Below are 14,421 nucleotides of genomic sequence, written 5' to 3'. Positions count from 1 at the left end.
ATTATACTGTTCCCGGCGCTTTCCTTGTGGCTTGACGTCCTACGCTACCGTTTCGCGATCACCGTCCGACTCTTGCGGGTAATGGCGCTGTTCCAGACCCACTGGCCTACTTTCTCGCCCAGGTGGGTTCCTTCCTCTACGCCGTCCCGGTAGTGAATCCCCCCGTACATGCGGCTGTACGAAGCATCCCAGTAGGCTTCTTTGAACGACTTGAAGGACTTCTCACCGTGACCGTACTTCTTTTCAGTAGTATCCGTGAAGGCCACGTTATCCCCCAGCAGGTTGGTCAGTACAGTTCCGCACGAAGCTGAGATAGTACTGTGTCCACTCACATACTCAGGGAAGGCGGGCGTTTCGAGGTAAGGACGCCAGTTAGGGTCCCAGTTGCCGTTGATCACTGTTTCGGGGCGTACGCGAACGCTCTTATACTTTTCGTCCCAACACGATATAAATCCATCGTACATAGATATAGCAGCCAGTGTGTAAGCCTCTACCGACTCCATCAGGTTCAGATTCTTTTCCTGGGCTACAAGACGGGTAATAGCTAACCAGTGGCCCGGAGGAGTCATTTTCTTGTTGGCAAACATCACGTGCCCTACTACATTGGTCACGAATGGATTATCATCCCAGAAGTAGGCAGTAGTCCTTTGATCTTCGGTCAGATTTTTACCTATTTCGTATACTTCACGGGTCAGCTTCACAAACTCACTTTTCTCATTGAGATCATACTTAGCCGGTGGAGGACACACGAACTGTCCTGCAGAATCCAGCGTGAACGTACGTACGGTGTTCCACATAGGTTCGCAGGCATCCGCGTAATTAGGAGGGGTAGGAACCCAGGTACCGGGGGCATTGGTCACGGTATAACGGAAGCCACGGATTTCCTTATAATGATCCTTGGCTGCATAGTCCAGCACGTGCTTGGCTACCAGCTCGCCATAGGTAATAGAGCGCTCGTATACATCGTCAGGCATGCCCATTTCTTCGTACTTCTTGAAGAAATCCTTTTCGTACTTATCCCACATATCACCCGAGAAAGTCAGCGCCCGACCTACAACGGTAAAGGCCTTGGCACTAGCCAGCGGGTAGCAGTACTCTTTGCCATCTTCGGGCCGGGGAGGAACCCCAAAATTATTGAGCTGTCCACCCAGACTCTGGTACTCGGGATCGCTGGGAGCCATTGCTTCGTAGGATGCCAGAAACGAATAGGCATAGATACGGCTGGCCACCGGCGGCTTAAAGATATCGTGTATGATCACATTGGTGAGCTGTGCCGTGGTATTATGAAACAGCTGCGGATCAGAAGCCATCTTGTTATATACTTCGGGTGGAGATGATTTTTTACACCCGTTTACTACAGCAGCCAGCCCAAAAGCTACTGCCAGGAGGAAGATCTTTTTCATTGGTTTACGTTACTATTAATTGTCTAAAACCTACTTTAAAACTATCGGCAATACTGGCAGGGGCCAGTACTTATCAGGAAGCGGAACAAACAGGTTTCTCCTGACAACGTTAATTCACCGAATGATTTCACAAATAGTACCTAGCAGTAGGCATAGCACCCAATCCGGAAACTCCTTCCGAAAGGCTACCCCATCAGTGGTGATTTGTGAGCAAGATAGGTTAGACCAGCTCCGGTGGCGGAGATAGAGGAGTAGAAACGGACGAAGCCACAAGCGATTGAGTGGCCGGAACCAATGAGTTCTCAGGTGCTAATTCCCACCAGAATAGCGTGACGTTGTACTTTGCAGGTAAGTAATGTTTTAAAGCCCCGGAGAGTAGTTTGGCCGTTTTTTCAACGGGATTGCTTTTCTCAGTATCCTGTCCCAGTTGCTGCTGAAGCTGATCGGCAATGGCAAAAAACTGTTCGCGGGCACTCAGGTTGGAGCGTAGTACGGTATAGAGGGAGTCATTCTCGTACCGCTGCTCTACGATATTGTAGAAGTTACCGTTGTACTGGATCAGACCCGAGGGATCATCATTCTGCCAGGCAGTACCATAGGGAATAGACAGAGGTACCTTCAGCACGACCCATTCGTCACCCAGTCTCCCTTTATCCGATGTACTGTACATTTCCTCGATACACAATACCGCCACCGACTGCCCCAGAATATTGAGCAGCAACAGAAGTAATAGACCGATAGATAGGAGTTGCTTCAAGTGGTAAGGTACAAGGAAAAAATATTCTTTTACAAAGATAACTGATTCATTAACTGCATGCAAGTAGTAGCCTCGCTTCTGATCACTTTACTCGTAAGCTACTAAGGCTAGCACTCTACTTATTCATAATCAAAGGCATAATAGGCAATGTCTTCTTTCTTTTCTGAAATAGTACCCCTTAGTTCTATCTGCGGGCAGGTGGCTGGCAGTATGCCAAGGCAAAACCAGCTATCTACTTATGCGCATAGTAGGTACTGCTTATTGTTCTGAAAAACATCGGACTGGCATTGTTACGTGCCACAGCATACATCGTTCCTGAGGAAGTACGCAACGGCTTGATCTGCCTTACTTCACCGTCCAGTACAAAACCTGCTTCAGTCGGCAATACCGTTTTCCACTGCCCTTTGCCCTCATTCAGGAGTACCAATCCGTAGCTGGCATCGTAGCGCCCCTGGTAGGTACTTACATTATAAAAATTCCCCCCCAGGAGCAGGTCGGGGCGCTTGTCTTCGTTGACATCAGCCACCTGTATCGCAAATATCTTGGACATCTGCGCCATGTACGGCAAGTGGTGCATGGCAAAAGTACCCTTTCCCCGGTTCTCAATCCAGACACTCTCGAAGGTGTTGACTTCGCGAAGTTCAGCGGCGTTCAGTTCGTTAGACTTGAATATCTTTTCAATGGTCTTTCCGGAGAAGTCACGGTAGTTGGGGAATCGCTGGTTGACGTACGGGACGACTTTTCCGATCTCGTCTTTGAGTGGAACGGGATAGAAGTTCGGTCCTACACCGTAAGCCAGGATTTGATCCGTCTTGTTTACATTCAGGAAATCGCCCGCGTACATACGAATGCGACCATCCCACCCGCGCCGGAACTTGGTATTAGTACCCATGTTACCCACGACGAAGTCTTCGTCGCCGTCGCCATCCAGGTCGGCCCTGTGGATGGTTTGCCAGAAACCGTACATTCCTTCCAGCCCCGACTCGGCCAGACTTAGCTGCCCATTTTGATTTTCAAATACCCGTACCGGCATCCAGTCACCCACCACCAGCAGATCAGGGTCGCCATCGCCGTCGTAGTCACTCCAGGTAGCATCGGTGACCATTCCTACTTTACGTAGCGTAGGTGCCAGCTCGTCCGTCTGATCGGTAAACTTACCCTTGCCGTCGTTGATGAGGAGGTAAGATTCCGGTATGCGCCCGTAGCTGAAAGCCACTACCCTACCGCCTACAAATAGGTCCATATCGCCATCCTTGTCAACATCGGCGGCTACCACGGTACCTTTGTTGGTGTACATAGCCGGTAGTGCGGCTGTATCGCGGGTGAAGTTGCCCTTGCCGTCGTTGCGGTACAGACGATCGAATAGTTCGGGACTCTGCCCATAGAACTCATTGCCTCCGCTTACCACGTACAGGTCGAGGTCCTTATCCCCATCCGCATCAAAGAATATGGCTCTTATATCTTCATAAGTCGAATCAGCCGTGAATACCTGCTGACTGGCAGGTACCCATCCTCCTTCGGGCGTCTGCAGGTACAAGGCAGATTTTTCAAACTTTGCAGAGCCAAAGTACATATCATCCAGACCATCGCCGTTGACATCCCCCACGGCCATAGCCGGTCCTTCGGTGGATATCTTGAAAGGCATCAGGGGTTCGCGGGTGAAGTCGTAGTAGGTGTTTTCCTTATGGGTATAATCCAGAGATACCTGCTGGGTCACCTCCTGAAAAAGGGGCTGCTTTTTAGTCGGTGGGGTAAAGCTGCCGGTGGCTTTGGTTTGGCTTAGGGTAAGCGTCTGGTTAGGCTTAACTGCCGTCATGACCTGAGCCTTCTGATTGGGCCATACCACCGCCACCGAATCAATAGTAGTACTCTTGGCTACACCAAACACCAGACCAGGCTCTACCGATGACATAAAGCCGCGTGTAGGCATGTTGTGCTGGTACTGCCAGCCTCCTTCTGTTTTTAGGTAGACTTTTGCTCCTACTCCGAAGGTATTAAGCCCTTCGCCTTTCAGTTTTATTTTCAGGTACTGATTCTTCGCTACGGCCTCCTGGCGGTTCTGATACACACCGGCTACACCGTTAATATTATTTGTAATCAGATCTAGATCACCATCCCCATCCAGGTCAGCATAAGCGGCTCCGTTGGAGTAGCTATCTTCGTGGAAGCCCCAGTTCAGCGACTGATCCACAAACTGCAGGCTATCGGTTCCCCTATAAAGGTAGTTATGGGTGCGGCCATCGGGCATGCGTGTGATAGCTTCCAGGTCCAGCGCCTTACCCTGCATCAACTTGGACGATACTTCCGGGCTTGATACAAATTTCAGGTACTCCAGGTCATTGGGGCGGCGCACGATGCCGTTCGTGACAAACAGGTCCTTGATACCATCGTTGTCGTAGTCGGCCAGGAGTGGCGACCAGCTCCAGTCCGTAGCGGCGATACCCGCCATGGCTCCTACGTCACTAAACTTCTCCCCTCCCTGATTGAGCTGTAGCGTATTGCGGGTATACTGGTTGTAGAAGCCAAACTGCAGCTTGTACAGATATACATCCAGCGGGTCCTCCCCGGCTGAGGCCTTCTCTACCGCAGGATCTTCGGGGTACATATCCATGGTCACTACGTCCAGCAAGCCATCGTTATTGACATCAGCCATATCATTACCCATTGAGAACTTACTGGTGTGGGCAAAGTGCTGGCGCAGGGCTTCAGTAAAGGTTCCGTTCTTGTTATTTATGTAGTAGTAGTCGTCTTCATGGAAGTCGTTGGCTACGTAGATATCCTCCCAGCCATCGTTGTTGAGGTCACCCACCGATATACCCAGGCCATAGCCCATGGGAGCCGCGTAGATACCGGCCTGCTCGCTTACATCGGTAAAGCGCTTTCCACCTTCATTCCGGAAGAGGTAGTCACCGGCTTCCTTATCCCGCTCCAGTGCACGGGTAGATACCCGGCCGTAGGAAAGGGAAGTATGTACAGCGTGGGTCAGCAGGTACGCATCGAGGTCGCCATCGTGATCGTAATCAAAAAAGGCGGTCTGCGTGGCAAAACCCTGGAAATCCAGTCCGTACTCCTTAGCCCGCTCGGTAAAGGTACCATCGCCGTTGTTGATGTACAGCTCGTTGCTGCCTGTGAGTCCCCTGTAGTTGCTGACAGCGCACACGTAAAGGTCCAGGTAGCCATCGCCATTGATATCAGCCATGGTCACACCTGTTTGCCAGTCGGCTTTACCGGCTACACCGGCCTTTTCAGCTACTTCCTCAAACTTCCAGCCTCCCTTATTAAGATACAGCTTGTTTTTGCCCCGGTTCGAAACGAAGTACAGGTCCGTCAGGCCATCATTATTAACGTCACCAGCCGATATACCACCACCATTGTAAAAATAGAGGTAATCCAGAATACTGAACTGCTGACTATCGACGATTTCATTGACGAAGGTGATTCCGCTTTGTTTCGGGTCCATTCGCACAAACAAGGGCTCTCCGCTGTACTCCTGCTGGTCGGATTCCTGACAGGAGTACAGGCTTAGTAGCACAATAAAGGCTGCTCCTTTGAAAAAACGCAAATGATTATTTAGCACTCTACTTAAACTCATTATCAATATCAATCACACAGATGAAAGAATCTTATTTCCTGGCTGCCAGGGCAGCAGAGGGTGGCGTCAGGGTCATAACCTGCGCTTTGTCATTGTTTTTGGCGAGTACCAGCCAACGCTGCCCGCCACTACCACGTACCATCTGCATTCTACGGATCTGACCACTCAAACGGAAACCTGTATCATTGGGTTTCATGGCCTCAAACTCATGATTGCCTTTTGAACGCAGTACCAAACCGTAGTTAGAGTCATAGCGGCCTAGCTCCGGCAGGACATCGTAGAAATTACCCGCCAGCAGAATGTCTTTGCTACCATCGCCGTTGTAGTCTACAGTGCTGATTCCAAAGATAGGTGAAAGCTGGGCTTCCAGGGGCAACGCCTTCATCTCGAAGTTAAGCCCGCCGTTGTTAATCAGCAGGGTTGTGTTAGGAGTATAAACCGCTTTCTTAACTACCCCCCGCATCTGCTCAGTAGTAAACAACTCTTCGATGGCCTTGCCGGCGTAGTCAGCGTGCTTGACATATTTCTTTTTGATCACGGGTAGTACCTTCTGCAGGTCCGGCTTGAGTACCATAGGGTAGCTTTTTCCATCACGGTTATAGCAGGTTATTACCTGCTCCACCGATCCGTTTCGGTCAAAGTCGTTGGTATATAGCTGAGCCGGCCGGTCCGGCGAAGCTACCAGCTTTGTATTCCGCCCCAGGTTACCCAGCACAAAATCCACATCGCCATCGCCATCTATATCTTCGGGATAGATGCAGTTCCACCAGCCATTGCTCTTCATCAGTGAAGGTACATCGAGGCGGGTCAGCTTCTTTCCTTTTTCGTTTTTATAAACAGTAATGGGCATCCAGTCCCCCACGATAATAAGATCGGGATACGAGTCCTTATCCAGGTCTTCCCAACGTGCGTCGGTCACCATACCCAGGTCATTTAACTGAGCCATGATAGTCTGTGACTGATCAGTAAAATGGCCTTTGCCATCGTTGACCAGCAGCTGGCTCAGAGGATCGTATCCATACTGACCCGGTACGAGGCGCGAGCCCACAAACAGGTCCTGATCGCCATCGCGGTCAAAGTCGGCTGCCCGTACGCAGGCTCCGCTGGTAGTAAGACCCGGAAGCGCATCGGCCTCATACGTAAAGCCTCCCTTGCCATCGTTGCGGTAGAATCGGTCCAGCAGCAGCGGATTGTCCGTCAGGTACTCATTGCCCCCCATAACTACGTACAGGTCCAGGTCCTTGTCCCCATCCGCATCGAAGAAAAGAGCAGCCACCTCTTCTGAGGCCCTGGCTGCCTGGAAGGCTACCTCCGGGGCCTTGGCAAAAGTACCGTTAGCTCCCTGTATATAGAGCTGGCTCACCTGACCGACCGCTCCTCCAAAGTACACGTCATCCAGCCCATCGCCGTTGACATCTCCTACGGCCAGGGCAGGTCCCTGGGTAGAGTACTTCTGCTTGAGCAGCCCATCCCGGTTGTAATCTATGAATTCGTTCTCAGTATGTACAAAATCCAGTCGGGTGGCTCCGGTCACATCAGCAAAGGGCAGTACCCGACTGCTGGATGGTACTGGAGCTTTCCAGGTCCCTTTGGCATCGGTATAGCGCAGTACCAGCGTCGTATCAGCCGCGGGCTTACGGAGTACCTGCATCCGGTCGTCAGGCCAGACAACTGTTACCGAATCGATAGCCGGAGTAGCATTAAGACCGAAGATGAGAGTCAGATCGCTAGATGACTGAAAACCCCGGTTAGGCATCTGCTGAAGGAATTGAGTACCCTGGGGCTGGTGTACATACACCTTGGCTCCGATCGCGTTGGGGTTATTTCCTGTTCCCTGTAGCTTCACCCGCAGGTAGTGCTTCTTATAGCGCTCTACCGAATTGTTACGAAATACGCTCAGTGGTTCGTTGTTATTATTCACCACCAAGTCCAGGTCTCCGTCGTTGTCGAGGTCACCGTAGGCCGCTCCGTTGGAGAAGCTGGCCTTGCCCAGTCCCCAGTCTTTGGCTTTGTTGTCAAACTTCAATCCTCCCTCATTCCGGAACGCGTAGTTAGGAATAGGCGTAGAGCTGATCATATTCACAAACTCGCGGTAATCAAACTTCATCCGGCCTTCGATCATAGCCTGTATGTTATTCTGATCGGCCAGAAAGGCCACGTAGTCCTGATCGGTGAGATTTTTAACGATACCATTGGCTACGAACAGATCTTTCTGCCCGTCGCTGTCCATGTCGAAGATGAGTGCACCCCAGCTCCAGTCGGTGGCGTGTACCCCAGCCAGCTGGCCTACTTCGGTAAAGGTACCGTCGCCATTGTTGAGGTGCAGCATGTTACGCATGTACTGGTGCCAGTAATCACGATCACGCTTCAGTGCAGTGACCTCATGTCCCTCAAAAACAGAGGTAGTTTTTAGCCGGGCATCGTCCTCGGGGAGCATATCCGTCACGAATATGTCCAGGTTGCCGTCGTTGTTGATATCCGCAATATCCGCCCCCATGGATGAGAGACTGATGTGAGGCATATAGCTTTCGAGGGACTCCTTAAAAGTACCATCCTGCTGATTGATGTACAGGTAGTCCCGCTCGTAGAAGTCATTGGAGATGTAGATGTCGAGCCAGTTGTCGTGGTTGACGTCGCCAATAGTAATACCTAAGCCGAAGCCAATAAGGCTGCCGTAGATACCAGATTCTTCGCTTATGTCGGTGAATTTAGCGCCATCATTCCTAAATAGCTTATCACCTCCCAGCTTATCACGCATGGCCCGGAAGTTCTGGTAGCCCAGCTTATCAACGGGGGTAAAGCTGTTGTTGAGCAGGTACATGTCCAGATCACCGTCCCGGTCGAAGTCAAAGAAAGCTGCATGGGTAGAGAATCCTCCGTCTATCAGGCCATACTGCGCCGCTTTTTCTTCGAACACAGGGACTCCCTGCGCATTATTTCCCTTATTGATAAAGAGCTCATTACCCCGGCTACCCGCCTGCACATTTCCAGCATTACATACATAGATATCCAGGCGGCCGTCACCGTTAACGTCGGCAAAGGTAGCGCCCGTAGACCAGGCTTTGGTACCTCCCACGCCAGCCTGTTCGGTAGCATCTTCAAATTTCCACTCTTCACCCGGAGTACTACCCTGATTCAGGTAAAGGCGGTTTTGCTCAAAGTTGGAAGTAACGAATATATCGGCCAGGCCATCGCCATTTACATCTCCAATGGCTACGCCCCCACCGTTATAAAAATTACGATAGTTAAATATGTTAAGCTCCTTCTTATCCAGAATTCGATTTTCGAAATCAATACCGGTCACAGAGGAAGAGAGGGATTCAAATAGTTGGTCGTCAGTCGATCGTTTACATCCCGTCAGGGCAAGTCCTACGACAGCAACACACCAGATTATAGTACGCATATTCTTATTTTAAATAGAAAGAATACAAAATTAACGATTCTGCACTCATTCTCATTAATTTAAAACCAACAGTTTATGGTTGTTTGGCAGAGCATAAAACGTAGCCGGGACGAGGTTTATGTATATATCGGCCGGTATAACTTCTACAGGTAGCCACTGCTAAGCTCTATTTACCGACTGTTGCCCGGCGGGGCGGCTTCCTATAAACAGAAAAGGGAGTCAAAAGACTCCCTTTTCTACACATAATATACTGGCAATTAATTGTATCCGGGATTCTGCTTAAGACCTGGGTTCGCATCCAGACGCTGCTGCGGGATCGGGAACAGGATAGTATGCGGAGCCGGGTTCCTCATGAACTTGCTTGAGAATTCACCTCCTACATTGGTAAACTCACCAAAGCGGATCAGGTCACTGCGACGCCATCCCTCCCAGGCCAATTCACGACCACGTTCTGCCAGTATAGCATCCAGTGTCAGTGTAGTCAAAGGATTCACATTGGCACGATCCCGTACAAGGTTTACATCTGCAATAGCCTCTGCCGTCTTACCCAGACGGAAGTTAGCTTCGGCGCGCATCAAGTGCATATCCGCTAAACGCAGCATAGCCCAGTCATTGTCCTGATCGGTTACGGAGTTGTTGCGCTGGATCTCATACTTACCAAGGCGTGCACCCGCTCCCTGATATTCAGGATCAGAAGAGGCAAATTCATCTTTGCTAACTTCAGGAGTAAATACCAGCGGAAGACCGGCATCGGTCAGCAGTTGAGTACCATCGGCAGCGTACTGAGGACCAACGATGAACATTCTTTTACGAACATCTTCGTTGTCAAATGAATTGTAGAAATCAGCCAGTGAAGCGAAACCGTTCCATGGAGTATCAGCCAGCCCGTAAGTCAGTTTGTTTCCGTAGTGCAGGGTACGGTAAGGGATGTTCATACCACCCGCCTGGAAACGATCAAATGGAATAGCCCAGATGTTCTCCTTAGAGTTTTCGTTACGAACGGAGAAGTTGTCAAAGAAGTTAGGCTCCAGCACGTATTCACCAGAGTTGATGATCAGTGTAGTCTCATCAATTACTTTTTGCCACTCCGGTGCACCTTTGTAAATCTGCGCATTCAGGTACAGCTTAGCCAACAGAGCGTGCGCTGTCATTTTGTTGATACGTCCGTAGGCTTTTCCTTCTATCAGATTAGGAAGTGCTTCGGTAAGCTCCTTTTCTACAAAGGCATACACCTGTGCGCGTGTGCTGTTAGTAACCTGGCCAGTCGTGCTTTCTGTGATGATGGGTACATTACCAAAGGTATCCAGGGCGATCAGGTAGTAAAAAGCACGTACTGCACGCAGCTCAGCAATAGCGTCTGTATTGCCATCTACCTGCGGGATCAGGTTGTTAATGGTGTTGATACCTGTTTCGTACAGCCAGCCCCATATGTTATTGATCGGACCATGTGTAGTGGGCCAGGTATGGCGGTTGTAGTTCAGCCAGTCCCCACCATCGTACCAGTCCCTACCCCGGGTAGGTACAATCATTACATCGGTAGTAGTTTCGGCATTATGGATAAGATCAGCATAACTACGTATTCCTGAATAGGCAGGACCCAGAAGGGCGGCTAATTGCTCCGGTGTACCACCAAACCCTTCTTTGGGAACCACACCGTAAACCGACTCTTCTAGATTGGTACAGGATGCCATCGTTATAGCGCCTGCCAATGCCAGATAGATAATGGATTTTTTCATAGTGATAATATTGTTAGGATATTCTTTACGATTGTTTACAACTGTTTATTATGTGCAGCCTGACTTATCAGGCTGCCTATCAGTACAAGTTGTTAAAATGAAAGGTTTATACCCAGCTGGTATGAACGTGACTTAGGGAACTGCTGCTTCGTGTAGATACCAGAGTTGATGGTACCTGTGTTAAGCTCAGGATCTACTCCCTTAAACTTAGTCAGTACAAAAAGATTGTTTCCAGCTACGTACACCTGGGCATTCCGGAGTACACCTTTAACAGGGATGTTATACCCCAGGCGGAAGTTAGACAGACGAACAAAGCTGCCGTCCTCTACAAAGTAGTCAAATCCATCGGTAAGCTCAGATTTTACCGGTGAGGTAGCTGCTTCTCTCAGCGTGTTTTCATCAGGAATACGACCCGTAGCACGTGCGTACTGCATACGCTCCGCGTTAAAGATCTTATTACCAAATGCGCTGTTTAGCAACATGCTCAGGCTAAAGTTACCGTACGTAAAGTTATTGGTAAGAGAACCCGTAACCTTAGGTAGTGGGCTTCCGATTACTTTACGGTCTGCCTGATTCAGCTGCGAAGCACCTGATTCATCAACCGCAGAATAAGTACTTCCATCAGCAGCCCGGATTACATACTGGCCTTCAGAGTTGATATCAACTACTTCATAGCCATAGATAGCTCCAATTGAAGATCCGGCCTGGATCACGTTGAAATTAACGTTAGAAGTTCCGCGGGTAGCCGCTCCCAGACCCGTACCAATAAAGATCTGATCAGGAGCATTGAAGATACCACTTGATAGACTCACTACTTCATTTTTAAGAGTAGCGGCTGCCAGGACGGCCTCCCACTTAAAGTTGGTTTTGTCAACAATCAGACCGTTTAGTGACAGTTCCACCCCCTGGTTACGCATAGAACCTACGTTGGCAAGAATAGTCGGGAACAGAGGTTTGATTTCAAGAGGTGCCGTTACTTCGTACAGCAGGTCGCGGGTATTACGTACATAGTAGTCCAGTGAACCCGTCAGACGGTAATTCCATAATACGAAGTCAACACCCATACCGTAGTTCTCGTTTACTTCCCACTTCAGATCAGGGTTAGGGTTCTGTACGGGGCGGTACGAGGGCAGCCAGTTACCATTGTCATAGTACTTGGCACCAGGTCCCAGCAGAGCTAACGTTCTGTATGCACCAATACCTTCTGAGTTACCGGTCTGTCCGTAGTTAACACGAAGCTTAAGATTGTTAAGTGTTTCGTTTCCTTTCAGGAACTCCTCTTCGCTCAGTGTCCAGCCCAAGGAAGCCGATGGGAAAAGTCCCCACTTGTTGTTGGCTCCGAACTTGGTCGAACCATCCTGACGAATGTTCACAGTAGCAAAGTACTTTTCGCTCAATGCGGCAGTAACACGACCAAAGAATGAAATCAACTTGTAGTTGTTGCGGTACGAACCAACAGCATCATTGGCACGCTGTCCTAAGGCAAGGCCGGCACCGGCACCAAGGTTATCAAACAGGATATCATCCGTAATGAAATTGTTGTTTCGGGCTATGAAACCTTCGGTAGTTATATCTTGGTAAGAGTATCCTCCCAATGCTCCGAAGTTCAGGTTACCGAACTGCTTGTTGTAGTTGAGGGTAAATTCCAGCAGCTTATCATCAGTAGGAGGCATGAAACCGAAGGCATCATTAACAGGTCCCACGTTAGTACCTTTGATCGCTAAACCCTGTGTCGCGATTCCTGATTTAGGAACACGACTCTTATAGTAGCTTACATTCTGATTGTAGCCTTTCAACGCTCCGTTTACACCAAAGGTAAGGTCTTTAGTGATGCTATACCGCATATTGATATTACCCAGAAACTCGAATGTTTTAGCATACTGGGTAGTTTCGTTCAGCTCGGCGATCGGGTTAAAGATGGAGAACGCTCCCAGACGCTCAAAGTATCCGGCCTGAGAAGGTGTCTGCTCATTGGGATCAGTTGTATAGATCGGGTCAGTAGGCAGGTTGGTTATTGCGTATGCAAACGCATCGTAATTCACAAAATCACGCTTACCCGTGATAGCTGACAAGCTGGTAGCGATCTTTAACTTACCGTTCAGAGCAGTCTGATCCAGGTTGATACGGGCACTTACCCGCTCATAACCTGACTTCTTCACTACCCCCTGCTGATTGAGGTAGCCCAGTGATGCACGATAGCTGAAGTTATCTGTACCTCCTGAGAACGCAAGATCCTGCTGATTAACGGGAGCAGTACGGGTAATCTCCTCAAACCAGTTCGTATTAGCCCCTCTGTCGTCCAGCGTAAAGCCCAGATCACGGGCAGCGGCGCGGTACTCTTCTGCATTCATATAATCAGGAGCCCGGGCTACTGTGCTTATACCTGTGTAAGCATTGTAGTCTACTGTCGCCACACCACTTCTACCCCGCTTGGTAGTTACGATAATTACCCCATTGGAGGCACGTGATCCGTAGATAGCAGCCGAAGAAGCATCACGAAGTACATCAATGCTTTCGATGTCGTTGGGAGAGATGTTCTGAATGGGTACACCCGGTACACCATCTACTACATACAATGGCTCCGAACCGGCAGCCAGTGAACCTACTCCGCGCAGACGTACTGTAGGGCGTGCGTTAGGGTCACTACCTGTCTGGTTGATGCTCAGACCGGCTACTTTACCCTGCACAGCTTCGAGTGGGTTGGTCACTACACCCGCGTTAAACTCTTTGTTGCTGATGCTTGATACCGTACCCGAAATCTCTTTACGTTTCTGGGTACCGTATCCTACTACTACCACTTCTTCCAGTGCCTTGGTATCTTCGGCCAGCGTTACATTTATAGTTGACCGGTTGTTGATGGGTACCTCCTCCGCTTTGTATCCCACAAAGCTGAACACCAGCGTTGCATTAGCCGGAGCGGCTATAGTATAACTACCATCTACGTTGGTATTAGCACCTCGCGTTGTTCCTTGTATCGTAACAGACACACCCGGCATACCCATGCCCTGGATATCTGTTACTTTTCCTGATACGGTAACATCCTGAGCCGCCACCATGCCAACTGAAACTAACAAAGCCAATGCTGTTAGCCAGAGACGGTTAAAGCCCACAAAGTCCCGCCGTTTACGACTAGTTGTGTAGGATTGATTCATCATAGGTTGATTGATTGTTGGTTAAATTAAATTTACTACTGCAAGTTCTTTGTTCATCTGCCCAGGCTTCTATGGCGTAGGTCAGTGTACCAGGTAGGTATAGGTATATGTAGCACACAGAATATCGAAATCATCAAGGAGTCTTTACTCAACCGTAAGTACTAATTCTTTAAGACGTATATTATAAGACGTATTATAATATCTAGAATTAGTTGTATTAAATAGACATTTTATGTAGCAAATTACAATAATATGTATTGATAATACAAACAGATACAATAAAAATATGCAACTGGCAGTATACTGTTGTATTTTTTCTCTTTATGGTGATACTTGCTGCAAATAAATGCAAAGTAATAGAAAAATACTCCAATAGCA

General features: G+C 49.2%; 6 protein-coding genes. All 6 read right to left on the bottom strand.

What is annotated here, in order from left to right; translation table 11 throughout:
- Window positions 1-44 precede the first annotated feature (44 nt).
- The 6 genes from JUB14_RS03505 to JUB14_RS03480 all read right to left on the bottom strand — a co-directional run bounded on the left by JUB14_RS03505 (window position 45) and on the right by JUB14_RS03480 (window position 14,046).
- Complete coding sequence (locus tag JUB14_RS03505; protein ID WP_207504377.1) at window positions 45-1,403, bottom strand: vanadium-dependent haloperoxidase; 1,359 nt, start codon at window positions 1,401-1,403, stop codon at window positions 45-47.
- Between the two features lie 220 nt (window positions 1,404-1,623).
- Entirely contained in the window at window positions 1,624-2,160 is a 537-nt protein-coding gene (locus JUB14_RS03500; protein ID WP_207504376.1) for a hypothetical protein, read from the bottom strand.
- A gap of 232 nt (window positions 2,161-2,392) precedes the next feature.
- On the bottom strand, window positions 2,393-5,722 hold the full coding sequence (locus JUB14_RS03495; protein WP_229367500.1) for a VCBS repeat-containing protein: 3,330 nt from the start codon (window positions 5,720-5,722) through the stop codon (window positions 2,393-2,395).
- A 61-nt stretch (window positions 5,723-5,783) separates the two neighbouring features.
- The gene (locus JUB14_RS03490) at window positions 5,784-9,155 is read right to left on the bottom strand and encodes a VCBS repeat-containing protein (protein WP_207504374.1); all 3,372 of its coding nucleotides are present in this window, start codon (window positions 9,153-9,155) and stop codon (window positions 5,784-5,786) included.
- Between the two features lie 257 nt (window positions 9,156-9,412).
- Window positions 9,413-10,891: a RagB/SusD family nutrient uptake outer membrane protein gene (locus tag JUB14_RS03485; protein WP_207504373.1), complete on the bottom strand. Its 1,479-nt coding sequence runs from the start codon at window positions 10,889-10,891 to the stop codon at window positions 9,413-9,415.
- Between the two features lie 92 nt (window positions 10,892-10,983).
- A complete protein-coding gene (locus JUB14_RS03480; protein WP_207504372.1) occupies window positions 10,984-14,046 on the bottom strand; it encodes a SusC/RagA family TonB-linked outer membrane protein in 3,063 nt (1,020 codons plus the stop codon).
- Between the last annotated feature and the right edge of the window lie 375 nt (window positions 14,047-14,421).

The organism is Telluribacter humicola (assembly GCF_017355935.1).
Classification (GTDB): Bacteria; Bacteroidota; Bacteroidia; order Cytophagales; family Spirosomataceae; genus Telluribacter; species Telluribacter humicola.
This window is presented reverse-complemented; position numbering and strand designations above follow the sequence as displayed.

Bases quoted from the DNA above. Each gene is read 5' to 3' on its own strand.
- JUB14_RS03505 (WP_207504377.1), bottom strand. From the start codon at position 1,403: ATGAAAAAGATCTTCCTCCTGGCAGTAGCTTTTGGGCTGGCTGCTGTA.
- JUB14_RS03480 (WP_207504372.1), bottom strand. From the start codon at position 14,046: ATGATGAATCAATCCTACACAACTAGTCGTAAACGGCGGGACTTTGTG.
- JUB14_RS03490 (WP_207504374.1), bottom strand. From the start codon at position 9,155: ATGCGTACTATAATCTGGTGTGTTGCTGTCGTAGGACTTGCCCTGACG.
- JUB14_RS03485 (WP_207504373.1), bottom strand. From the start codon at position 10,891: ATGAAAAAATCCATTATCTATCTGGCATTGGCAGGCGCTATAACGATG.